This window comes from Pseudodesulfovibrio piezophilus C1TLV30 (assembly GCF_000341895.1).
In the GTDB taxonomy this organism is placed as follows: Bacteria; Desulfobacterota; Desulfovibrionia; order Desulfovibrionales; family Desulfovibrionaceae; genus Pseudodesulfovibrio; species Pseudodesulfovibrio piezophilus.
This window is the reverse complement of the sequence record NC_020409.1, coordinates 501,631-525,550: the sequence shown is the minus strand read 5'-3', so window position 1 is coordinate 525,550 and position 23,920 is coordinate 501,631. Positions and strand designations below refer to the sequence as shown.

Below are 23,920 nucleotides of genomic sequence, written 5' to 3'. Positions count from 1 at the left end.
CACCTAGTCTGATCGAGAATGGGGCGTCCCTGGCAATGGAAAAAAGCCCCAACAAAGAATTGGGGCTTCAAGTGCTTAAAAAAGAATTTTATCAGCAGGCCTGCGTTCAGGAACAACCTGTTTATCAATCGTCCCTTCGTTGTATTCTTTACTTACATAAAGGGCACAGAAGCATGCTCCATATTCTGCAACATCTTTTTCTCGATAGACACATGGACAGATGATATCTTTATCCGCTTCAAGCTCTTCGTTTGCCAATCGACAGGGGCAAGCCATATAGCCAAGACGTTCTTTGTTGATCAGCAGGCTTTCAAGCAGGGGATGGGTCATCTCCATATCAGCATTGAAATAATATCCTTTGGGTTCCTGAATTCGTCTCAAGTTTTCATAAAGAGTTTCAGCGTTCATGATTACTCTGACTCCTGTAGTGCTTTGTCGATTTTGTCTTTGTGATAACCAACAACAACGGTATCTTTGATAACAATTGTCGGGAATGAAACTGCCGGATTATGACTTTTGAGTTCTCTCACAATTTCTTTTCTTTCATCACCCTTTAATTTATCAACATGAACACAATCGTATTTGACTCCACATTCGTCGAGGTATTTTTTCGCATTTTTGCAATGAATACAGGTTGAGAGTGCGTATACTTTTACATCATCCATATCAAACGCCTCCGGGTCGAATGGTTCTTGTTCATTTTTTTCAATAAAAGTTGTTGGAGCATTCAGAGGCTCTTCGTCTAAAATACCTTCAAAAAAATTTTTGATGAATTTGAGCATGCCTAACTCCTTCGTAAGGTCAGTTCGAGTTTCCTGACAGCCAATGAACAAAAAAAAGTCAGGATAAAATACATGACCATAACCGTAGTCCAAACTTCAAAACTTCGGTAGGTCGTTGTCATTATTTGCTGAGCTTGGAAGGTCAACTCTTCAATTGAGATGACTGACACAATAGCTGAATCCTTTATAACAGATATAAACTGTCCAGCCAGCGCTGGCAACATTCGTTGTAACCCTTGTGGCAGTATAACATAAACAAGGGCTTGCCAGCGACGCATTCCGAGCGCAGTGGAGGCCTCCCATTGACCAGGCTCAATAGATTCAATCCCGGCACGAACAATTTCCGTTATATAGGCACCTTCAAACAGAGTTAGTGTTAAAACTGCGGCTAGAAATTGAGGGAATCGATTGGTGGGGCCGAAGAAGATGGACATGACTGTTTTGGCTTCTGCGGAGAGACTGTAAATAAAGTCATCCATATGTAGTGCTGTCATAATCTGATCTGCAACAAAAAAATAAAAAATAAAAATCAGAACCAATGGTGGAGTATTGCGGATGAGACCAACATAAGTCGTTGCGACCTGACGCTTGAAAAGAGAAGGGCTTACACGAAAAAGTCCTATAATGATACCTATGCCCAATGAAAACAAGGAGGCCCAAATACTGAGGCGTAGGGTTGTCAGAAGTCCTTGTGTGAGTAATCCGGCTGCCCATACTTTGTGTGAAGGGTCATACCGGATCAGATATTGCGGGATAACCTCCCACTTCCAGTGATAATTGAGACCTGTAAATGCCTTAAAAAAGACAAAACCAAGTCCCCCTGCCAACATCGTCAGTAAGACGATGTCAAGCAGGGAAAAGGATAAGTATTTTTTTTTAAAGAACACCAGGATTCAACCGTTTATTGCAATTGATCTTCCCAATCATGTGTAAAAAACCAATGCTGGTAACGATTCTGCAACCATCCTTTGCTCATATTCACACGAACCCAGTTATCAAGCCAGTTCAGATAATCTAAGTCTCCCTTACGAATCGCAAACGAGATTGGCTCTCTAGTGAAATCCTTACCAAGAGGAAGGTAGAGTTGATCGGGATACTCTTTCGCCAGATTGACGGGCAGAGGATTAGAGGCAACTAAAGCATCAACTCGTTTGTTCAGGAGTTCCTGTACTGTTTGAGATTCTTCGTCGAAAAAGAGTTTTTTGGCATTCGGAAGAAAATTTTTCGCTGCCTCGGCTGCAGTTGTACCAAGGCGAACTGCGATAACAGTTTCAGGGTTGTCGAAGTCTTCCAATGTTGAACGATTTCCTGCTCGGGTTTTACTTGCGATAAGAGACATTCCAGAAAATTCGTAAGGTATTGTAAAGTTAACCTTGAGATTTCGTTGTGGTGTGATTGACATCCCACCGATAATGATATCGAATTTCCCTGTTAGAAGGGCAGGAATGATACCAGACCACTTTGTGGGGACCAGTTCAACTTTTACCCCCATATCTTCGGCTATTTTTTGGGCTACTTCGATCTCGAAACCAATATAATTTCCCGCCTTATCTTTCATAGCCCAAGGTTTAAACGTATCAAAGCCAACTTTTATGGTTCCTCTCTGGAGGATAGTTTCAAGTTGGCTTGTCTGTTGGGAAGAAGCAAGATTGGAGTCGCCTTTACCGTCCTTCTCGGGAGCTTGGTCACACCCCAAAAGCGAGATAGCCAAACAAAAAACGGAGACGAGAAACATTGAGCGTAAGTGTTTCATTTTACAAATTCCTTTGTCCATATAGAAAAATGGACGCGTCAGGGTTACAGCTTGCAGGATTCCTGAGCAAAGGTCACATGAGAAACTCCTAAAATGGCAATTAAGATTCCTTTGCCTGTGCTAATAGCTCTCCAGATAGTCATAATGATCCTCCTAACTCAGATTGTAGAATCCATATTTTGTGTCCTCTGCTCAAGTATGCGTACCAGTGTAGAAAGTGTGAGCGTGATACACAAGTAAATAGCAGCGACCGTAAACCATATTTCAAAAGTGAGAAATGTCTCTGCATCGATAATTCGTCCCTGTTGGGTCAAATCCAAAATAGCCACGGTGGAGACAAGGGCAGAATCCTTAATCAAAGAAACAGCCTGACTCGTCAGTGGAGGGATAATACGTCGAATAGCTTGTGGAAGGATGATATATCTATACATTGGATAGGCATTCATACCAAGACTTTTGGCAGCTTCCCATTGGCCTTGATTGATGGAAGTTATGCCCGCTCTGAAGATTTCGGACGCATACGCCCCCTCAAAGAGGCTCAAAGCAATGACTGCGGCCCAGAATCCGGACATATTCAGAATTGGGGCTATGACAAAATAAATGAAGAATATTTGGATAAGCAAAGGGGAATTGCGAATCAACTCCATATAAATACGCGCAAGTCCACATCCTATCCGCGCCCCTGTCATTCGCAAGAGCGCTGTTATCAAGCCTATCACGAGCATAAAGAACATGGAAATAGCGGTAATTTCCATAGTCACTGCCAATCCCTTCATAAGAGGGCCCCAAGATATTCCCTTCTCAGTTATTTGTCCAAAATACTGGGGAATCCGATACCATTGCCAATTATATCCAAGTTTTTCTGAGCCTGAAACAATCAGCCATACCAAGACCACCATGAGCAAAATATACTTACAGGTATCAAAAAGAGCCGCAGTGGATACTCGATTTTTTCTTAAAGGTGGGAACATCTTGTGCATGTCTTCTCTGGGTAATCAGTTGATAGAGGGTTATGGACACTGTCCTGTGTAACCATACCAGATTCAGAAGAAGAATCCAGAGTGTCATTGTTCTCAATGGAATGAGATATTTTTAGCTACTTACCTCGGCGTCTAGCATATCCTTGATCTGCTCAAAGACTTTCTCTGGAGAAGCAGAAGCATCTGCAACCTTCACCCTATCTCGATTTAATGCTGCCCAAGTGAGATACCCTTCGCGGATTCTTTTGTGGAAGGATATATGTTCAGCTTCAAAGCGTCCTTCTTCATTGGTTTTGTTTTCTTCAAGATTTCTAGAGTTGGCACGTTGGAGGCCTACTTCTGGATCAATATCGAGAAGAATAGTGAGATCTGGCCAGAGCCCGTCAACAGCAACATCATTGAGTTGTTGTAGAACCTTTGTATCCAGTCCTCTTCCAAAACCTTGATAAACTATCGTGGAATCTGCGAATCGATCACAGAGAACAACTTTACCGGCTGCCAAGTTGGGGCGTATAATTTGAGACACGTGTTGTGCTCTATCTGCCAGATAAAGAAAGAGTTCTGTCTGCGGTGTTATGTCCTGATTCTCCACATGAAGGAGCATTTTTCGTAGCTCTTGCCCAACACGACTGCCGCCAGGCTCAAGGGTAAGAAGGACATCTTTTCCGAGAGAGGTAAGGTACTTCTCAACCTTAGCTATCTGCGTCGTTTTACCCGTCCCCTCTATACCTTCAAAGGTAATAAACATTGGTTCTCCGGCTTTTCGTGTTTCTTTTTCGATTTATCCGGGGTTGATGGAGCTTTGTAAATATTTCGGTCAAGGAATCGCATATAAGGTGACCATTCCAGTCCATTTTTATCCATCTCACCATAAGCTTGCTCAATTATGTTCAGCTTTGCATCCATATTGTCTGCGAAATGTAAAACAAAGGCTTCCGGAGTTTTGGGACGAACAGGAGAACCAAAATCATGTTCTCCATGGTGGCTTGTGATCAGATGCTTCAAGTGTAATTTGATTTTTTCATCAAGCCCTTTGGCTCTTTTTAGAAAAGGTTCAAGTTTATCCTGACCAATTTGGATATGCCCGAGAAGCCTGCCTTCATCAGTGTAATCGTTTACCATTCCTCCTGAGAGTTCCCAAGCTTTTCCTAAGTCGTGGAAAATAGCGCCCACCAAGAGTATTTGACGATCAAGGTCAGGATAGACTGTACACAACGCCATACATGCCTTGGCAACTTGGAGTGTATGTTCAAGGAGACCACCTATATAGGCATGGTGAACAGACTTTGCCCCAGGGGCTATAAGCATTTTTTGACGAATCTCTTCGTTATTGAGAACCTTACGACACAATGACTTGAGTGGCGTGTATTGAATATGCTCGATAACGAGATCTTCAATGGCTTCCATAAGCTCTTCTGGAGGAATACTGGATGTCGGCAGAAAATCAGAGTAATCAATGAGAGTCGAATTGACGTCGATCAACTCCATGTGGTCTACTTTAAGTTGATTCTTATCTCGATAACTTTCAATAAAGCCACGTACGAGAGCCATTTGACCAGGTTCTAGAGTAGGGTATTCCTGACTTTTAGGGCTCCAGATTTTGCCATCGATTTTACCTGTAGCATCTTGGAAAGTCAGACTCCAGTATGGACCATTTCTAGACTGGGCCATACTGGCCGCACTGAGAAGAAAGAGATCATTGACTGGCATTCCGGCCGACAGGTCTTGAATATATTGCGACTTTTGGGTCACGAATCTTGCTATCTCGCTTATGTTGAGGTACCTCGCCCATTATGATTTTCGTCAAAGAGGGCGGGAGCGTGGTCATTTTACCCGCTACAAGGTTATGAACCCGATTTCACTTGAATTGTCAAATCAATCAAAAGGGTGATATATGTATATACTTCTTGCTAATGATGATGGAATTCAAGCGGTTGGACTTCGCGCCCTGTATTTTGCTCTTGTTGAAGCAGGGCATGATGTTCGTGTTGTCGCTCCTGTCACAGAACAATCTGCGGTTGGACATGCGGTGACTCTTTCGATGCCTATCAAAGTGAAGGATTTTCGGGAGAATGGATTTGTAGGCCAAGGGGTCTATGGAACTCCTGTTGATTGTGTTAAGTTAGGTCTAAGTACCTTATTGGATCAAAAGCCAGATTTGGTTTTGTCTGGCATTAATGCCGGTGCTAATGTTGGCGTCGACATACTCTACTCTGGAACAGTCTCAGCCGCCACTGAAGGAGCGCTTATGGAAATTCCCTCCATGGCGGTATCCATGGATAATTACAATCCTGTGGATTTGACAAATCAGGCCCAATACTGTGCTGCATTGCTGCCCCAAATTCCATGGAATTCATTGCCCGCAAAATGTGTTTTGAACCTCAACTTCCCGGATTGTCCCATAGAAGAGGCCAAAGAACTCGTTTTGTGTGCGCACACTCGCGCGTCATACGAAGACGCTTATGAAACAAGAAGGGACCCGCGCGGCCATTTGTATTATTGGTTATGCGGAGCCATTCCTCCGAAAAGAATCAGCGAAGATAGGGATAGGGCGTTATTAACAAAAAAACATATAACTCTTACTCCATTGCATTTTGATTTTACCGATAGGAAAACAATGGATCTTCTTAATAAAAAGCTTATATAAATACGGTCATTTTTAAAATAATGGAAATGTTTTTTTCTTTTGTCCCATATACAATAAGTATTGGGGCAATATATTTAGCACATCCAGGAGGACACTCACATGGCTACTAAAATAGGCCTGAATGGTTTTGGTCGGATCGGAAGGTATCTCGCAAGATTAATTGCAAATGAAGCGGATTTGGAATTGGTTGCAGTCAACGCGCGGGCTTCCAATGAAGATTTAGCACATCTTTTGAAATATGATTCTGTCCATGGATCATTCCTGGATGTTGAACCAACCGATGATGGTTTTCTCATGAATGGGAAAGCGGTTACCGTGACTCGGAAGGCTCCTGGTGAATGGATCTGGGGAGAGTTGGGCTGTGATATTGTTGTAGAATCTACAGGTAAATTTACAGACCGAGAAAGTTGCGAAAAACATTTGGCATGTGGTGCCAAAAAGGTTTTGATCAGTGCACCTGGAAAAGATGCTGATATCACTGTTGTCGTTGGTGTCAACGATGAGCTTCTTGCTCCAGAACATAATATTATATCCAATGCATCCTGCACGACAAACTGCCTGGCTCCTGTGGCCAAAGTCATCAATGACCAATTTGGCATCAAGCATGGAATTATGACAACGGTCCATTCCTACACCATGAGTCAACGTATTCTGGATGGCTCACACAAAGATTTGCGCCGCGCACGTGCTTGTGCGGTCAATATGGTTCCGACCACGACCGGTGCGGCCAAAGCAGTGGGGTTGGTTATTCCAGAGCTTAGTGGTGTGCTTGACGGCATGGCAATTCGGGTTCCTACGCCAAATGTCTCCTTGGTGGATCTTGTTTGCGAGTTGAAGCAAACGACGACAGTTGATGAAGTTAATGCTTCTCTCAAAGCCGCTGCCAATGAATCCATGGGCTATACTACTGAACCTCTGGTTTCGGTCGACTTTATGGGGTCGACTTTTGGTGGTGTTGTTGATAGCTCGCTGACTCGCATAATGGGTGGAACGCAATTGAAGCTTATTGTCTGGTATGATAATGAAGCAGGCTTTACCAACCAACTGCTGCGTTTGACAAAACAGGCAGCCAGAATGCTTTAAATCTTTGACGAGAATAAAGCCGCTCTATCTGAAGATAGAGCGGCTTTTAAATTTCTCAGAACCTATGCATATCCGATAGGGATCCCAAGAAAACAATGAGAATAGAGACTCTATAGGGTGTCCCGAAGGTCATCTTTGAAAAGTTTGTAATTGACGGAATCAACGACAGCCTGCCAACTCGCTTCGATAATATTATGAGAGACGCCCATTGTTGTCCATCGTTCATGCTTATCTCCCGTTTCAATAAGCACGCGGACAAAAGAAGCTGTCCCGCCAGTATCTCGGACTGCACCCGATAAAACACGAACTTTAAAGTCCAGCAATTTGACTTCACTAAGTTTCGGATAAAATCGTTCCAAACCTTTCCGGAGTGCACGGTCTAACGCATTGACAGGGCCCATACCAGTTGCTGCTGTATGCTCAACCTGACCTTTCACGTCGACGATGACAGTTGCCTCGGTAAAAGGTTCTGCATCCTCTTCCCTTTTTGCATCAACAACGAAGAAATTCTGAAATCTAAAGTAATTGAGAGGCGTTCCAAGCGCTTCCAACAAAACCAATTCGAAGGAAGCATCTGCCACAGAATATTCATACCCCATGCTTTCTTTTTGCTTTAGTTCTCTAAGAAGGAGGTCCACGGTTGGATCATTTTTACCAAGCTCATACCCCAATTCTCTTGCTTTAAATAAAATATTACTTTTACCGGCTTGGTCAGAAAGCAATACTCGTTGTTCATTTCCAACTGTTTCAGGAATGATGTGTTCGTAAGTTTTGGCATCTTTGAGAATTGCGGAGACATGAATCCCACCCTTATGAGCAAAGGCGGATGCCCCAACAAAAGGTTGTCGCATAAATGGACGTAAGTTAGCAATTTCACTAATATAGTGAGATGTGCTTGTAAGACGCTCTAGATTGCCTTGCCCAATTGTTTCAAGGCCCATTTTAAGTTCGAGATTCGGGATGACAGAACATAAATTGGCATTTCCACACCGTTCTCCGTATCCATTGATTGTTCCTTGAACCTGGCATGCACCGAGCCGGACGGCTTCAATAGAATTGGCGACCGCCATTTCTGAATCATTGTGCGCATGAATTCCCAGACTCGCATTGGGGAGCGCCTTTCGCACAGCGGATATGGTTGCCGCGACCTCATGTGTCAGAGTGCCGCCGTTCGTATCACATAAAATGAGTCTTGAGGCACCGGCCTGATAGGCAGCCTTCAGTGCTTTCAGCGCATATTCAGGATTGTTTTTGTACCCATCAAAAAAATGTTCTGCATCAAATATAACTTCATCAACACGTTGACATAAATAATCAATACTATTCGAAATCAGTTCAAGATTTCTCTCAAGAGGAATGCCAAGTGCAGTCGTTGCATGGAGATCCCAACTCTTTCCAAAGATGGTAATAACTGAAGTTTCCGCCGCAAGAAGAGCATTCAAATTCGCATCTTGAGCAGGTGTTTTTTTTGCAAGATGAGTGGAACCAAAAGCAGTAAGCCGCGCAAATTCAAAAGTATGCTTCTTTATCTCGTCAAAGAATTTTTTGTCGGTAGGATTGGAACCGGGCCAACCTGCTTCAATATAATGAATACCAAGCTCATCTAACTTATGCGCAATGCGTATCTTGTCTTCGGTGGTCAGGTTCAGTTCTTCAGCTTGGGCTCCATCACGCAGTGTGGTATCGTATATCGTTATTTTTTTCATAATGTCTCAAGTGGTTCGCCTCCATCTAAATGAAAGGCATTATGCAGTGTCCTGACTGCTAATTCCGTGTATTTGTCATCGATCAGACATGTCACCTTGATTTCAGATGTGCTGATCATGAGGATATTGATATTCTCATCGGCAAGCGATTGGAATGCGCGTGCAGCGACTCCTGAGTGGTTACGCATGCCGACGCCAATAATCGAGACTTTCGAGACATTGAGATTGCTGTTGAGCTCTTCAAAACCTATTTCATATTTAAGTTCTTCAAGAGTTCTGATTGTTTGATCGACATCAGCTCGAGGGACCGTAAAGGTCATATCTGTTTTACCGTCTTTGCTCGGATTCTGAACGATCATATCGACAAGAATTCTTTTATCGGCCAACGGTGAAAAAATCTGAGCGGAAACCCCAGGTGTATCCGTTACGCTGACAAGCGTAATTCTGGCCTGATCCTTGTCGTATGCAATTCCTGAAACAAGAACGGATTCCATACTTTCGTCCTCCTGCGTGACTATAGTGCCCAGTTCATCTGAAAAAGTTGAGCGGACATGAACGGTTACATTATATTTTTTGGCAAATTCAACAGAACGTATCTGAAGTACTTTCGCTCCCATACTCGCCATTTCCAACATTTCATCATAAGCAATTCGGTCAATCTTGCGAGCGTCAGAGCACATATTCGGATCAGTTGTGAAAACACCAGGAACATCGGTATAAATTTCACAGACATCAGCTTTTATGGCCGCAGCGAGGGCAACAGCAGAGGTGTCTGACCCACCACGACCAAGTGTGGTAATTCTAAGCTGCTCATCACACCCTTGAAATCCGGCAACGACTAAAACATCATGCTCATTTAGCAGACATTCCAATTTTTTTTCATCAATATTGACGATGCGAGCTTTACCGAAAGCACAGTCCGTTTCTACGGGAGCCTGAAACCCCAAAACAGAACGAGCTTTAACTCCTTGTTGCTTCAGAAGCATTGCAAAAAGAGCACAGGATACCTGTTCACCTGTGGAGACCATGGAGTCCAATTCTGCGGGGTCAGGATTATCTGACCATTCTTTTGCTAATCCAAGAAGTCTGTTTGTTTCTCCCGCCATAGCAGAAAGAACAACAATGACTTTATTCCCCTCACGATAAGGACGCAGGACCTTTTGCATCACTTGGCGTTGACATTCAAGGTTGCGAACTGAGGTTCCACCGAATTTTTGTACGACGATGTTCATTTTCGCTCTATGCTTTGCTTACTTGAGTTTAAATTCATTCGACAAAGAGGTGACTACCTCCTGTGACGACTTTCCAGTGGCATGAACTGTGACATTTCGTCCAGTCTCTGCGGGGCTCCATTCAAGAAAAATAGAGTTATCCGGCCATAATGATGGGGCCAGAAACTGAGCCCATTCAATGATAGTCAGTATACCTGGATCATCCATATACTCAAAAAGAGCTTCATCAGGAGGAAGACCTTCCAGACGATAGAGATCAAAATGAGCAACTGGTGGTTCGGTTGGGTAGAGGTTAACAATATTGAAGCTTGGACTTGAAACTTCTGCCAACTCGGCCCCATGCAATGATTCGACTAACCCTCGAACAAGTGTGGTCTTTCCAGAACCAAGGTTTCCCTGCAAAAGTATTGCAGGGAAAGGGTTTACCTTGCTGACGACCTTTCCAAGACTGACACCAAATGCAAGGGTTGCTTGCGTATCTTGAAGATGGAGCTTCACGTTCTCCAAATCCTTCTACCCTTGTAAAAGAGTCTTTAAAACATCTTCCTTTCCTACGACGCCAACAAGCTTATCGTCATCCAACACCGGGAGAGTGTACAGTTTCTCATTGGCCATCATGGTTGCGATATCTTCCATTTTTGTTTCAGGAGAAATAAAAATTGGAGCGGGAGTCATTGCTTCTCCAACAGTAAGAGCAGAGATCTTCTTCATTTCTCTCTCTAATTCCTCATGTGAAGAAAGAGGAAAAACTCCATCCAAAAGAGTGAAGAAAGAAGGAAGTGTCACCTTTTTCTGTTGAGCGACGAGGTCGGCCTGACAGAGAACACCAACAACTTGTCCGTTGTCAATCACAGGGGCTCCATTGATCTTGTTTTCAATCAACGTCCTGGCTGCAGTCGCCACATCCGTATCAGGTGTCAGAGTAATACATTCTGTGGTCATTATATCTTTGGCCTTCAGCACGATGAAAACTCCTTGGTATGCTGTTTTACTGCCTGAGGCAGCCTATTTGCTATGTCTGTTGCCAGATTGCCTCTGGCGGGAAATTCGTTTTTGAGCAATCGTCCTGTAAAACCATGCCAATACACAGCAGTGCAAGCCGCAGTGAAAGGATTGAGATCGCGAGCCACCAAAGAGGCGATGATTCCTGATAAAACATCCCCTGAGCCTCCAACCGCCAAGTTTGGTTCTGCAAAAGGACTCAAACAGGTCATTGTTGTATTCGAAATCAAAGTACCTGCCCCTTTTAGCACGAGAGTAGCGTTCGATCGATCAACAAATTGCCGAGAACAGGCCAATCGATCCTTTTGTATATGCTGAATGGATGTATGCATTAATGTCGCCATTTCTCCAGGGTGTGGAGTCAGGATCATCGAATCTGTCAGGTCTTTCAGCATTTCAGGAAAATGCGATATACCAAAGAGGGCATCTGCATCCAAAACAGTCTGCGCCGTGCACTGTGCAATAAAACCTTTGAGAAAATCAACTGTTTTGGGAGCACGTCCAAGACCAGGGCCGACAACCACAGCATCATAATCGGAAAGATTTTCAAGAAGTGTCTCCGCCATGCCAGGTGTCCAATGCTCCCCCTTTCCAAGCGGAAATATCATTATGTCCGGGGAGCCTGCCTTAATTTCGCTCATAAGACCGCCAGGGCAGGCTATTGTCACTAATCCAGCGCCACTTCTCAGAGCTCCCATGGCAGCCAGATGGGGAGCTCCTGTCAGTCCCAGAGAGCCTCCGATTATGAGTATGCGTCCGGCTTTTCCTTTGTGAATATCAGGAGAAGATTTCGGGATATTGTCCATGGCCTCATGAGAAATGAGATAATGGCGAGGGGGAGAAAGGCGTTGGATACTTTTGGGTATACCAATCCCACAGACGTGAATTTTTCCTGTGTACTTTTGGGCTTCAGGAAAAACAAGCCCAAGCTTCGGAGCTTCAAACGTCACTGTACACGTTGCCCGAACTGCTTCGGGATCAGGGAGTCCAGTAAGACCATTAAGTCCGGAAGGAAGATCAACTGAAAGGATATAGGCATGTTGGGATTGTATATTGATAAATTGTACCAATTCTAAAAAATCTTTCCGCAGTGGGCCTTGAAACCCTGTTCCGAGCAGACCGTCAATAACAATATCAGGATGACCGAATCGAGATAAATCAGATGACCCGATGTGCCGAAAGGGCACATCTAACTTGTGTGCCCATATAAGGTTTTTTCGAGTATCTCCTCGGTATTGCTTTTTGTTTTTTGAATGGAAAACAATAACATTGCCTCCCAAATCCTGAAGCTGTCTGGCAATAGCAAACGTATCACCGGCATTGTTCCCAGCTCCTGCAAAGCAGAATATATTGGCACCATCAATCTGCCCGTATTCTTCCAGAAGAATACTGACCACCTGGCGGCTGGCAGATTCCATGAGAGTGAGCCCTGGGATACCAATTGTAGAGATGGTTTCTTTCTCCCAGACTGCTATTTCATCTGGGGTCGGTAGGGGCTGTAACATAGTTTTCCTTGGTTCGAGTCCTAGCCTTCCAGTACTACGGTGGCTGCCGCTGTGTCTCGAGAATGAGTGAGCGTAATATGAGCGGATGTTGCTCCAATTTCAGCGAATTTTTTAAGACCTTTTCCGAGAAAGAAAATTTCAGGTTTCCCACTTGAAGTATGGAGGATTTCAATACAATGAAAATGTATCCCACCGGAAAATCCAGTGCCAAGAGCTTTTACTGCCGCTTCCTTACCAGCAAAGAGTGCCGCCAATCGAGGAACGGGATTTTGAGGAAGTTGCTCAATTTCTTTTTCTGTCAGAATTTTTTGAATAAACCTGCTTTTGAATCGTTCCCAATTCTGCTGAATACGATTTATTTCACATAGGTCGAGCCCCAATCCCTTGATCATCGTTCTATCCGCCTAGACAACAAAGGTTCGAATGAGTTCTGCCATATCTCGGACAGCACGATCCAATCCCACATATATTGCCCGAGCCATGATCGCATGACCTATGGAGTATTCCATAATCCCAGAAATGGCCTTGAATGGTAAAATATTGCGATAATTGAGGCCATGTCCAAGATTGACCTTAAGTCCAATATTTTGAGCAAGTTTGATTCCCTGGATAAGCTTGTCAAATTCTTTTTGGCGTTCGATGATTGATTTAGCATCCGCATAGTGACCCGTATGCAACTCAATATATTCGGTCCCGATAGTTTTAGCTGCTTCAATCTGCTTTGGCTCGGCATCGATGAATAAGCTGGAGCGAATTTCTTTCTCATGAAGAGGGAGGAGGTACTCTTGAAGATACTTTTCACGTCCTATACAATTCAGGCCACCTTCGGTTGTTAATTCTTCCCGTTTCTCAGGAACCAAACAGACAAACTCAGGATGAATATCCAAGGCGATTGTTTGCATCTCTTGAGTCGCCGCCATTTCCAGGTGCAGACGAGTATTGCATGTTTGCTTAATCAACTCCACATCTCTATCTTGAATGTGTCTTCGATCTTCTCTTAGGTGTGTTATTATGCCTGTGGCACCTGCAATCTCTGCAATGTATGCAGCAGAGACAGGTTCTGGTTCAATTCCCATTCTCGCTTGTCTGAGTGTGGCGACATGATCGACATTTACGGCAAGTACCGGCATATATTATTCCTCCGAGATCGTGGATGATGTTGATTTCAAAGTAATTAAGACTTCTGATGGTTCTTGGCAACTCTCAAGGGCAGTCTTGTGACAATATATTTTGAAAAGCCCTTGAAGTTGACACCTCAAGCATCAAGGGGGTATCGGCTGAGTCTTGTAGAGATATTCACATTTTAGTTGGAGTTATATATTCATGAACGTATGCATTGTCGGAACTGGTTATGTGGGCCTCGTCTCCGCTGCCTGTTTTGCAGAAATGGGCAATAATATCATTTGTGTGGATGTTAATCCAAAAGTTGTGGAAACCCTGGAAGCGGGGAAAGTTCACATTTTTGAACCTGGTCTGGAAGAACTTGTCAAACGGAATACTCAGGAAGGGCGTCTTCACTTTACGACAGATCTTAAGGATGGCCTTGAGCAGTCACAGGTTGTTTTTATCACGGTCGGCACCCCTTGCGGGGCGGATGGGCGTTGCGATCTCAAATATGTTGATGCTGTCGCGCGCGAAGTTGGACAGAGTATGAAGTCGCCGAAAATTGTGGTGGACAAGTCGACCGTTCCTGTTGGAACTGCAGATCATGTACGAGAAATCATTGCAGGAGAACTCGCCAAACGAGGAGAAGACATCAGTTTTGATGTTGTTTCCAACCCTGAATTCCTAAAAGAGGGCGATGCGGTCAATGACTTTATGAAACCGGACAGGGTCATTGTTGGTACTGAAGATGAAGAGTCGGCCAAAGTCTTACGTGCTTTATATTCGCCATTCGCCCGTAGCAGGGAAAAGCTTATAGTCATGGGCGTGCGTTCTGCCGAGATGACCAAGTATGCAGCAAACTGCATGCTCGCTACCAAGATTTCGTTCATCAATGAGGTTGCCAATATTTGTGAGCGCGTTGGAGCAAACGTGACTGAAGTTCGCGCAGGTATTGGATCGGATAGCCGGATCGGTTACAGTTTTATCTACCCCGGTGTGGGGTATGGTGGCTCATGCTTCCCAAAAGATGTCAAAGCACTGATAGGGACTGCAAATGACCACGGTTACAATGCTCGGCTTATTCGTTCTGTAGACGAAGTGAATGATGATCAGAAACATATCCTTGCTGACAAAGTGAAGGCCTACTTTGAACCACAGGGAGGTGTGCAAGGACGCACATTGGCTCTTTGGGGTATCGCCTTCAAGGCTAATACGGATGATATCCGTGAAGCCTCTGCAACGGAAGTGATAAAAGATTTGACCGCATTGGGCATGAAAGTAAAGGCTTATGACCCTGTTGCAAATGAACGGGCTCGTGAAGAAATAGGACACATAGAAGGGCTTGAAATTCTCGAAAGTCAGTATGACGTTTTGCAGGGAGCCGATGCCCTTGCTGTTGTCACAGACTGGAATCAATTTCGCAATCCGGACCTTGATCGAATCAAGGCTTTGCTCAACGCTCCTATCGTTTTTGATGGACGAAATCTCTACCTTCCAGAACGCATGGGGCAGGCTGGATTCGCCTACTTCAGTATCGGTCGTCCACCTGTCAAATAAAACTTTCATAGACAACAAAAAAAATACCTCGACCCGGTAAAGGTCGAGGTATTTTTTTTGTTGTCTATGAAAGATCAGCTAGAACTGAACCTTAAAGCATGTGCGAAATTGCAATTCCTGCAAAATTACACGCTCATATTCTGGATTGTATTCGACATCAGTCTGTTCTTGCAGATCCAACATTTTAGCAAGCTGTTGGGTTTCTTCCCAAAAATCCAGCAACTCCTCATCTGCCAAGCTTTTGACTTGCTCTTCAAGAGAAGCATGATCACTGAAGGAGGCGTATTGACCCATGAAGTACGTCCCATCCTTATATTAAAAATTCAAATGAAATCAACCAAGTAGCGTTGAGTTGTTGCTTAAGTTATTCCTTTATTTACTGTGCGTCAACACAACTTTGGTTACATATAATAATAAATGCTCGTCATTATCTGTGATAACATTTGTACGATTAGGCTTTGATAAAAGTGTTTTGCACAAGAAATTGTGTATTCTTGTCAACAATTTCATATGGCTATATATTTTAATTGACAAATTGCATCGCCATTGACAGAGTGAATACGTTAAAAATTTTCAGACGCAATCAAGCGGATTTTTCGCGAGGTGAATATGAACGTTGAAGTTGAAGATTTTGTCGATATTGATGATGTGGAGTCTGATCAGGAACTCATCCAGCTTGTGACTTTCAGTATTGGTGAAGAGGAATTCGGAGTAAATATCTTGCAAGTTCAAGAAATTATTCGAACTATGGAAATCACAAATGTCCCGCGTGCCCCTGATTTCGTCGAAGGAGTCATCAATCTTCGAGGCAAAGTCATCCCGATCGTTGATATGCGCAGCCGCTTTGGTCTAGAGGCTAAGGATCATGACAAGTATACACGGATTATAGTTGTTGAATTCGAAATGATCATTGTTGGATTTGTTGTTGATTCCGTTTCTGAGGTCTTACGGATTCCTGCAAATTCCGTACAGCCTCCGCCACCTGTTGTTGCAGGGATGGATTCCGATTACATTGATGGAGTCGGAAAACTTGAAGATCGCCTTCTCATTTTGCTTGATCTTGATTCATTACTTAATAATGAAGAAATTGAAGCTTTGACTGGCGTCTAACAAAGGTAGATTCTAGATGACAATCCGCCTTTCTCCCGATAGGGGAGAAGGCGGATTTGTTTTTTGCAAATAGTCAACCGCCAGCCATTATCAATACATGTCATTAACACTCCCCCCACCTATTCAGGATTTTATCAAAGGATCAACAGATTCTGTTCGAGTTTTTAAAAGTGGACCGGCTACGCAGGCTTTTGTCGCAGTGTCATTGATAGCCCACCAACAGAGTTCTGTTTTAATCGTTCCCGGTGCTGCTGAGTTCAAGCAAGCAAAAGCGCTGCTTTCACTCTTCTCCACAAAAAAAACAGATGAAATACGACCGACGTGGGAAGAAGAGTGGATTACATTTCCTCCGTATAATCCGCGTCAACCAGATGCTCAATCCTGGAGCGAGAGATGGGCAGCTCTTTATGCTTTGACATACGGTAAGAAGCCATGTGGTGTCTTAATGACTGTTGACAACCTTTTGCCACATTGGCCCGATAAGTCTGTCCTTCAAGAAAATTGGGTAGCGCTGTCAAAAGGGGAAGAAATGTCTCCAGAGCTTCTTCTGGAACAATTAATTTCCTGGGGATATGTTCGCCGAAAGTTAGTATCAGGAGCAGGAGATATCGCCATGCGTGGTGATATCTTGGATATTCAAGCCCCAGGGTACCCACTCCCGCTTCGACTTGAATTTTTTGGAGACAGTCTTGAGGAGATTCGACTTTTCGATAGCTCTTCCCAGCGTTCAAAAGCCGACTTGGACGAGGTCATTCTTCTACCTGTTTCCCCTGGGATAACTACGGAAAAGTATATATCCGAAGCCCAAAAAGTCTGGGAGAAACTTCGCAAAACCGGAGAGATATCCTCTACAGAGGAATTTGCTTTAACAGAGCGACTTGCGATGAATGACGGCTTTGTCTGGCCCGGTATGTATTATGCTTCGCCCGTTGGATTGGAATCTCACTTTCCTTCAGGAATGAATTATCTCCTGTCTTCCGGAAGTTCACTCAGAGCTCGTTTGGAAGATCAAGATCAAGCTTGGCGGGGCTATATTGAAGAAGAAGCACGGCAAAAACGAATTCGTTGGCCTCTTCGTTTCTTCTGCCGTTCTCATGAAGGAGCCCGGCAGGTATGGCAGAAAAAACGTCAGATTGTCTTTGAAGAACTGACTATTGGTCGAGAAAAAAATGGCATCGATATGGCGGAGGCGCCCTATAGTGATTTCACAGATCTTTTTTGGAAACCTGAAGCAGCTCGACGTCCATGGTCTGCTCTTATGGACTCATTGAAAGAATGGGGAAGGGCTTCTGGGCAGACTATACTCAGCTTTCGTTCAGAAAGATCTCGACAGAAATTTCTCAATCTCGCGTTACAAGAACAGCTCCCTCTCAGTTTGAAGTACTCACCTCGAACTCGTGGCCTGTTTGCCTTAGTCTCTCCGCTGCGAAAAGGTATGGAACTCATATGGAGTCAGACACGGATCCTTGGTGAAGAAGTCCTTCAACCTGAACCCGTAAAAGTTCACGCAGGGCGAGATAAAGCCTTTAAAGGACTTGATAAATATGAAGATTTAAATGAAGGAGATTTGTTAGTCCATCGAGACTATGGGCTTGCTCAATTCGGAGGTTTGCATCACATGAATGTGGGAGATGCTGCCAATGACTACCTTTTGTTGTTTTTTTCTGGTGAAGATAAGCTGTTTTTGCCTGTAGATAGATTAAATCTCATACAACGTTTCAAAGGTCCCGAGGGCAGTGGAACTCCTTCACTCGATAAATTGGGGGGCACACGTTGGGCAAAGACAACCGCCAGAGTACGAAAGGCTATTGAAAAAATAGCTCATGGATTGGTTGAAATGTATGCTTTTCGTAGAGTGGCTAAAGGATTTTCTTACGGGCCTTTGGATGACATGTATGCCGAATTTGAAGCGACTTTTGGTTTTGAAGAAACACCTGACCAGGACAAAGCTGTTAAGGATGTTTTCCGAGATATGGAAAAAGCGGAACCAATGGATCGACTCGTATGTGGTGATGTCGGTTTCGGAAAAACTGAAGTTGCCTTGCGCGCTGCTTTCAGAGCGGCCCTTGAAGGATTGCAGACTGCTCTTTTGTGTCCTACTACGGTTTTGGCAGAACAACATTATCAAACATTCAGCAAACGGATGGAAGGATTTCCTGTTCGAATCGGCTTACTAAGCCGTTTTGTTTCCCGTAAGCGTCAGAAAACAGTTCTTGAGGCTGCGGCTAGGGGGGAAATAGACATTCTTATCGGGACGCATCGACTTCTATCTAAAGATGTCGAATTGCCTAATCTTGGTTTACTCATCTTGGACGAAGAGCAGCGTTTTGGCGTCAAACATAAGGAAAAACTAAAACATTTCAGACAAAATATCGACGTTCTTACATTAACAGCAACCCCCATCCCAAGAACGCTTCAGCTTTCTCTGTCGGGCATTCGAGGATTATCTATCATTGAAACGCCGCCTTTAGATAGAAAACCGGTTGAAACCGCCATAACGGAACGAGAAGCTCTTTCCCTTAAAGCTGTTTTGCGACGAGAGCTTGATCGAGGTGGGCAAATCTATTGGGTGTATAATAGAGTTAATGGGTTGGAACGTGTGGCTGAATTTGTTCGAGAACTTGCACCAGACGCAAAAGTGGGTATGGCTCATGGAAAGATGACCGAGAAAGGACTTGAGGAAACCATGAGAGGGTTTTGGCATGGAGAAATTGATGTCCTTGTCTGTACCGCTATTGTCGAATCGGGTCTTGATTTTCCCAATGCTAACACACTTATTGTTGACCAAGCTCAACTCTTTGGACTCGGACAGTTGTATCAGTTACGCGGACGAGTCGGTAGAAGTGACAGACAGGCTTATGCTTATTTTGTGGTGCCCAAAATCGATGATATTTCAGAGATTGTTCGTAAACGTCTGCGCATTATTTTGGATATGAACTACCTTGGTGCGGGATTTAAAATAGCAATGGAAGATTTACGACTTCGCGGCGCTGGTAATATTCTCGGTGAAGCTCAGTCGGGGCAGATTGCCAAAGTGGGGCTTGAACTTTTTCTTGAAATGCTTGAGGAAGAGGTCCGTAGACTACAGGGGGAATCTGAAGCCCGGGCTTCGGAACCAGAGTTGAATTTTATCTTTGAAGCGCATATTCCTGGAGACTATATCGACGATGCCAGAGAACGGTTGCGTTACTATAAATCGCTTTCTTCTGCCAAAGATGAAATAGCTCTCAAGGAATTGGAAGCGGAAATAAAAGATAGATTTGGCCACTTGCCACAGCAATTGGAAACTTTTTTTGGAGTTCTGCATATTAAGCAATCACTCTCTCGATTGCAGGCGGAAAGAGCAGAATTATACCCTGGGCGTGTTGTTGTAACCTGGGGAGCACAGTCCTCTGTAAATCCGGCCGAACTCATGGGATGGATCAATGAACGAATTGAAAGAGCGAAGCTATTACCTCCAACAAAATTGGAATTGAGATATACGGATTCCATTTCTATGCGTGAAGCCTTGGATAAAACAGCTGTCGAACTTGAGGAACTCCTTGAGAGTGAAACGCCCGCATCAGTCCAATAAAGAGTAGAAGAGAGAATAATGAAATACAAAATACTATTGTGCATAATGGCTTTTTTAGTCTGCGGATGCAGTAATGATGCTGATGACATGGGAATTATCGCCCGTGTGAATGATGCACCAATCTACTTATCCCAACTCGAATTTCAGCACGACCAATTTCAGGCAGATACAGCCGGAACGTATGTCCCCAGTGTTGAAAAACTTAAAGAAGAATATGGTGAAATCCTTACAGATTTGATTGTTCAAGAACTGGTTGTTCAAGAACTCACTCGACGGGACCTTCCTGTTACTGAGCAGGAATTGCTCAACGAGGAAGAAACTGTCCGTGCGGACTATCCTGAAGGGGCTTTTGATCAAATGCTGGTTGAGGAATACATTGATTTAAAAGCATGGAGAAAGCAGTTAAGAAATTATCTTGCAATGAAAAAGTTTTTCCAACAAGTACTGAGACCACAAATCAAAATAGATTATAAAGAAGCGGAAAACTATTATCGTGAACATATTTCCGATTTTTATCTTCCTGAAAGTTTGCGAATTCTTGTTGTTCGAGGTCCCAGCCGTGAGATTGTCGGTAAAGCCGTAGAAAAATTCATGAAGGAAAAAAAACATGCTGGTCTTGCCACCGTATTCGGCGAGGTTGAGACAAGAGAAGTCGTTGTTCGTGAGGGCAGACTTTCCGCAACATGGAAGAATGCCATTTCTGATTTGAAAGTCGGACAGTCGAGTGGAGTTTTAACAGATAGATTTGGTTTTGAGGCCTTAGTTCTCCTCGAAAAAAGTCCTGCGAAGGTACTTGCACCAGCCCAGGCGTATCCTTTGGTCGAAAAAGCTCTTCTTGAAAACAAACTCCATGATGCTTTTGAGAACTGGTTAACCAAAAGTATCGCATCGGCAAATATATTAGTGAGTAGCCATCTTTTGCAAGAACATCAATCAGATGAGGTTCGTGATAGTCCAAATGATCTTCTTGAGGCTCAAGATGCTTTGAATGCTGCCCCAAATGGCACTGAGTAAGGGAAGTTCATCTCGTTGCATAGTTTAAGTAAAGAGACTATTATTCGTCAAAAAAATGATAAGTAAAATTCCGTAAATTGGAATTTCAAGGAGTTTTCTGTGTTGCGATTTTTGTTTTTTTTGATTGGGACCGTGTTTTTGGCACTTCCCCATCAAGCTTTCGCAGAAGAGGTTGTTTTTGATCGAATCCTCGTAAAAATAAATGATGACATCATTACTCAATATGATCTTGATGAAGAAATGAAGCCGATTCTCGCAAAAATAGGCGAAATACACCTGACGGCAGCCGAACAAGAGCAGATGGTCAAACTTCGTAAGCAGATGCTCGAAAGGATGGTCAGCAATAAACTCATGGCGCAGGAAATCAAGAAATTTGAAATTAATGTTTCAGAGAATGTCGTTGATAATGAACTTGCGAAATTCAAACAGGAACGGGGACTCACGGATAAAGAGTTTCATGAAACCCTTAAACATGATGAAATGACTCTTGATGAATTTCGATCAAAATTGAAAAATGCTATTGAAAAGCAAGAATTGCTCAGTTTCATGGTGCACAGCAAAGTCCTTGTCACAGATAGTGAAATCCAGGCTGAATATGAGGCCAAACACGATGAGTATGTATTAGGAAAACTGGTTTCATTATCAATTATAATGCTCCCGGAAAATATTTCCGCCCAAGAGGTAAAAAAGAGAATTGAAGAAGGCGAACTGACCTTTGCTGACGCAGCTAAAAAATATAGCATTGGCCCTGGAAAAGACAAAGGGGGCGCTATTGGAGATGTCAATTGGAGTGACCTTGCTGATGATTGGAAAGAATCCATCAAAGGGATTCAGGAGGGAGGTGTCAGTCGCCCATTATCAATTCAAGGGAAAAGCGCACTCTTATCCCCTGTCAAAATTGTCGAGGATAGACTTGTCCCTCTCGAAGAGGTACGAGAATCTATTTTCAAGAGGTTAATGGATGAAAAAAGAGAAAGAATTTTTGATGAATACTTCGACAAGCTGAAAGAAAGTTCAGTCATTGTCTACATGGATTAGCTCATAGGTTGTAACACGGAGACCCCGATGAATTTTGAAGAACTTGGACTGACGCTGAAACAAGAACGAGAGCGAAAAGGGCTGAGTATTGCCGTTGTCATGGAAGCGACCAAGATCAGTCGAACAAACATTGTTGCCATGGAAAGTGGAGATCGCGGTACTTTGCCTCATCCCGTTTATGCAAAAGGATTTGTGAAGAGTTACGCTCGGTACCTCGGTCTTGATGCGGATGAATTGTCGATGATTGTGGATCGAGAGTATCAGGATGAGGCCGATGGGCCAGAAGAACATATTTATGAAGTGTCACCAGCAGCTGAAAGAGCCTTTCAGGATGGAGACTCTCTTGAGTCCAAAAGGAAGTCTGTTTGGCCACTCATACTCGTCGCAATTTTTCTGATTGGCGTGGTGGTTTTGTTACTCATGAATTTCAAAGGAAAAGATTCTGATGACGATATCGCAAGCGTGATCCAATCGGAACAAGCAGTTTCACCTGAGAAAACAACTATGCCTGCCCCTGAAGTTGAAGAAGATCAGAATCTTCAACCTATCCAAGAATTAGATGAGGGGACAGAGGGTGCTGAAGTGGGTGAGCTTGTTTCGCAAACTCAAAATGAAGCAAGCCAGGGCAAAGCTCAAGAGCAGATCCCTCCTGTTCAAGAAGAAGCCCAGTCTTCACTTGCTGAAGTTGAGACTGATGCGACAGACGTTAGTAAAGAAGTTGAGAACACTGTCGTAGATTCTGATGAAATGGATTCCGGAATTTCACACGAAAAGCAAAAGTATGATCATATATTGATCATTAGAGCTACGACAAACAAAGGGTGTTGGATTGGATTGTGGAAGGGGGATGAGACCAATATGGCAAGAGATTTTGTCTTGAAGAAGGGCGAACCGCTTCGTCTCATGTTCAATAATCCACGTCGAATTCGTATTGGCAATGCAGCAGGAGTGACAGTCTTATACAATGGGAAACCATATCCTCTCGACAATGCCAAAGGGAATATTCAGACCCTGCGCTTTGGAATGGAATAAAAAGTAGAGAGACTAATGACTAAGAGCGAGGACTGGCATGAGTGTCACCGAAAAAGCGCTTGTTCTGAAGGTCGGGCGCTTTCGGGAAGCTGATGTATGGGTCAAACTGCTGACTGCTTCACGTGGAATTTTCAATGCATTTGCTTTTGGCGGAAGTAGGAGTCGACGAAGGTTTGTCGGTTGTCTTGATCCTCTCAGCCATGTACTCTTCACCATAGGGGAGAGTCGGCGCAGTGATTACATTGTTCTCGAAGAAGGTTCACTTCTTTATAATTATCCTACCATTCGACAAAATCCGATAAAAACAGGAATAGCCGTCAATTGTATCAAATTTGTAGAAGCAGTTGAAGTAGGCCCATTCGATGGGAAAGAGACATATTCATTGTTGTTGGAGACCATGAAGATGCTCGATAGTAGTGATGGCGCTCTCGATTTTATTCCTTGGCTTTTTCGTGCAAAATTTACTTTTGAGATGGGATTTTTACCTGATTTTTTGCATTGTGGATGTTGTGGAAGCTTTGTTTGTACAAAAAAAGGTTTTCAATTTGGCATCGAAAAAGGGCAGGTAGCCTGTCCGACTTGTCTTTCAGGCGGGAAACCGTTAGATGGACTTGCTCGACCTATTTCTACCGGAACCTTGCGAGCCCTTGACTGGATTCAGCAAAGCTCACCTGCGGACTGGATTTCTGTTGGTATGGATAGCAAGGTCCGACGCCAGGTAAGTCAATTGGTTGAGTTGTTCGTTGCCTATCACCTAGGCTTGTCTTGGGAAAATGGTATGTATAAAAAGGTATGAGTTGG

At 43.7% G+C, this 23,920-nt stretch carries 24 protein-coding genes; 9 read left to right on the top strand and 15 right to left on the bottom strand.

All coding sequences use genetic code 11. From position 1 onward, the window contains the following. Positions 1 to 75: 75 nt before the first annotated feature. The 7 genes from BN4_RS02570 to BN4_RS02540 all read right to left on the bottom strand — a co-directional run bounded on the left by BN4_RS02570 (position 76) and on the right by BN4_RS02540 (position 5,267). A complete protein-coding gene (locus BN4_RS02570) occupies positions 76 to 408 on the bottom strand; it encodes a ferredoxin-thioredoxin reductase catalytic domain-containing protein (RefSeq protein WP_015413788.1) in 333 nt (110 codons plus the stop codon). A gap of 2 nt (positions 409 to 410) precedes the next feature. Further along, positions 411 to 782, bottom strand: coding sequence for a glutaredoxin family protein (locus tag BN4_RS02565; protein WP_015413787.1), 372 nt, complete (start codon positions 780 to 782; stop codon positions 411 to 413). A gap of 2 nt (positions 783 to 784) precedes the next feature. Beyond that, the gene (locus BN4_RS02560; RefSeq protein ID WP_015413786.1) at positions 785 to 1,669 is read right to left on the bottom strand and encodes an amino acid ABC transporter permease; all 885 of its coding nucleotides are present in this window, start codon (positions 1,667 to 1,669) and stop codon (positions 785 to 787) included. Positions 1,670 to 1,683: 14 nt separating this feature from the next. Further along, positions 1,684 to 2,535: a transporter substrate-binding domain-containing protein gene (locus BN4_RS02555; protein ID WP_041720095.1), complete on the bottom strand. Its 852-nt coding sequence runs from the start codon at positions 2,533 to 2,535 to the stop codon at positions 1,684 to 1,686. Between the two features lie 158 nt (positions 2,536 to 2,693). Beyond that, positions 2,694 to 3,311 carry an amino acid ABC transporter permease gene (locus BN4_RS02550; RefSeq protein WP_322785961.1) on the bottom strand — a complete coding sequence of 206 codons (618 nt, stop codon included), beginning with the start codon at positions 3,309 to 3,311 and terminating at the stop codon, positions 2,694 to 2,696. A 316-nt stretch (positions 3,312 to 3,627) separates the two neighbouring features. After that, a complete protein-coding gene (tmk, locus tag BN4_RS02545) occupies positions 3,628 to 4,263 on the bottom strand; it encodes a dTMP kinase (RefSeq protein ID WP_015413783.1) in 636 nt (211 codons plus the stop codon). Further along, positions 4,239 to 5,267, bottom strand: coding sequence for a 3'-5' exoribonuclease YhaM family protein (locus tag BN4_RS02540; RefSeq protein ID WP_015413782.1), 1,029 nt, complete (start codon positions 5,265 to 5,267; stop codon positions 4,239 to 4,241). Before BN4_RS02540 ends, tmk begins: the two co-directional genes overlap by 25 nt. A 142-nt stretch (positions 5,268 to 5,409) precedes the next feature. On the opposite strand from BN4_RS02540, the gene surE reads away from it, so the two are divergent. Next, positions 5,410 to 6,162: a 5'/3'-nucleotidase SurE gene (surE, locus tag BN4_RS02535; RefSeq protein ID WP_015413780.1), complete on the top strand. Its 753-nt coding sequence runs from the start codon at positions 5,410 to 5,412 to the stop codon at positions 6,160 to 6,162. Positions 6,163 to 6,261: 99 nt separating this feature from the next. Beyond that, positions 6,262 to 7,245: a type I glyceraldehyde-3-phosphate dehydrogenase gene (gene gap / locus BN4_RS02530; protein ID WP_015413779.1), complete on the top strand. Its 984-nt coding sequence runs from the start codon at positions 6,262 to 6,264 to the stop codon at positions 7,243 to 7,245. Positions 7,246 to 7,355: 110 nt separating this feature from the next. Here gap and cimA read toward each other — a convergent pair whose 3' ends face one another. The 7 genes from cimA to BN4_RS02495 are packed head-to-tail and all read right to left on the bottom strand — an operon-like array spanning position 7,356 to position 13,820. After that, positions 7,356 to 8,951: a citramalate synthase gene (gene cimA / locus BN4_RS02525; RefSeq protein ID WP_015413778.1), complete on the bottom strand. Its 1,596-nt coding sequence runs from the start codon at positions 8,949 to 8,951 to the stop codon at positions 7,356 to 7,358. Beyond that, entirely contained in the window at positions 8,948 to 10,183 is a 1,236-nt protein-coding gene (locus BN4_RS02520) for an aspartate kinase (RefSeq protein WP_015413777.1), read from the bottom strand. Before BN4_RS02520 ends, cimA begins: the two co-directional genes overlap by 4 nt. 18 nt (positions 10,184 to 10,201) lie before the next feature. Further along, complete coding sequence (tsaE, locus tag BN4_RS02515; RefSeq protein ID WP_015413776.1) at positions 10,202 to 10,681, bottom strand: tRNA (adenosine(37)-N6)-threonylcarbamoyltransferase complex ATPase subunit type 1 TsaE; 480 nt, start codon at positions 10,679 to 10,681, stop codon at positions 10,202 to 10,204. A gap of 15 nt (positions 10,682 to 10,696) precedes the next feature. Then, the gene (locus BN4_RS02510; protein ID WP_015413775.1) at positions 10,697 to 11,146 is read right to left on the bottom strand and encodes a CBS domain-containing protein; all 450 of its coding nucleotides are present in this window, start codon (positions 11,144 to 11,146) and stop codon (positions 10,697 to 10,699) included. Then, positions 11,140 to 12,690 (bottom strand): bifunctional ADP-dependent NAD(P)H-hydrate dehydratase/NAD(P)H-hydrate epimerase, encoded by a 1,551-nt coding sequence (locus tag BN4_RS02505; RefSeq protein WP_015413774.1) that lies wholly within the window; start codon positions 12,688 to 12,690, stop codon positions 11,140 to 11,142. Before BN4_RS02505 ends, BN4_RS02510 begins: the two co-directional genes overlap by 7 nt. Positions 12,691 to 12,710: 20 nt before the next feature. Then, positions 12,711 to 13,082: a holo-[acyl-carrier-protein] synthase gene (locus BN4_RS02500; protein ID WP_015413773.1), complete on the bottom strand. Its 372-nt coding sequence runs from the start codon at positions 13,080 to 13,082 to the stop codon at positions 12,711 to 12,713. Between the two features lie 12 nt (positions 13,083 to 13,094). Then, on the bottom strand, positions 13,095 to 13,820 hold the full coding sequence (locus BN4_RS02495) for a pyridoxine 5'-phosphate synthase (RefSeq protein ID WP_015413772.1): 726 nt from the start codon (positions 13,818 to 13,820) through the stop codon (positions 13,095 to 13,097). Between the two features lie 193 nt (positions 13,821 to 14,013). Here BN4_RS02495 and BN4_RS02490 point away from each other — a divergent pair, with 193 nt between their 5' ends. After that, complete coding sequence (locus BN4_RS02490) at positions 14,014 to 15,351, top strand: UDP-glucose dehydrogenase family protein (protein WP_015413771.1); 1,338 nt, start codon at positions 14,014 to 14,016, stop codon at positions 15,349 to 15,351. Between the two features lie 78 nt (positions 15,352 to 15,429). Here BN4_RS02490 and BN4_RS02485 read toward each other — a convergent pair whose 3' ends face one another. After that, a complete protein-coding gene (locus BN4_RS02485) occupies positions 15,430 to 15,645 on the bottom strand; it encodes a hypothetical protein (protein ID WP_015413770.1) in 216 nt (71 codons plus the stop codon). 315 nt (positions 15,646 to 15,960) lie between these two features. Between BN4_RS02485 and BN4_RS02480 the strand changes: the two genes are divergently transcribed. The 6 genes from BN4_RS02480 to recO all read left to right on the top strand — a co-directional run bounded on the left by BN4_RS02480 (position 15,961) and on the right by recO (position 23,915). After that, on the top strand, positions 15,961 to 16,461 hold the full coding sequence (locus BN4_RS02480; RefSeq protein WP_015413769.1) for a chemotaxis protein CheW: 501 nt from the start codon (positions 15,961 to 15,963) through the stop codon (positions 16,459 to 16,461). A gap of 97 nt (positions 16,462 to 16,558) precedes the next feature. Further along, the gene (mfd, locus tag BN4_RS02475; RefSeq protein WP_015413768.1) at positions 16,559 to 20,035 is read left to right on the top strand and encodes a transcription-repair coupling factor; all 3,477 of its coding nucleotides are present in this window, start codon (positions 16,559 to 16,561) and stop codon (positions 20,033 to 20,035) included. A gap of 18 nt (positions 20,036 to 20,053) precedes the next feature. Beyond that, positions 20,054 to 21,049 carry a peptidylprolyl isomerase gene (locus BN4_RS02470; RefSeq protein WP_015413767.1) on the top strand — a complete coding sequence of 332 codons (996 nt, stop codon included), beginning with the start codon at positions 20,054 to 20,056 and terminating at the stop codon, positions 21,047 to 21,049. Between the two features lie 99 nt (positions 21,050 to 21,148). After that, positions 21,149 to 22,087, top strand: coding sequence for a SurA N-terminal domain-containing protein (locus BN4_RS02465; RefSeq protein ID WP_015413765.1), 939 nt, complete (start codon positions 21,149 to 21,151; stop codon positions 22,085 to 22,087). A 27-nt stretch (positions 22,088 to 22,114) separates the two neighbouring features. Continuing rightward, positions 22,115 to 23,119, top strand: a complete 1,005-nt coding sequence (locus BN4_RS02460; RefSeq protein ID WP_015413764.1) for a helix-turn-helix domain-containing protein — start codon at positions 22,115 to 22,117, stop codon at positions 23,117 to 23,119. A 37-nt stretch (positions 23,120 to 23,156) separates the two neighbouring features. Continuing rightward, complete coding sequence (gene recO, locus BN4_RS02455; RefSeq protein WP_015413763.1) at positions 23,157 to 23,915, top strand: DNA repair protein RecO; 759 nt, start codon at positions 23,157 to 23,159, stop codon at positions 23,913 to 23,915. The last annotated feature ends 5 nt before the right edge of the window (positions 23,916 to 23,920 follow it).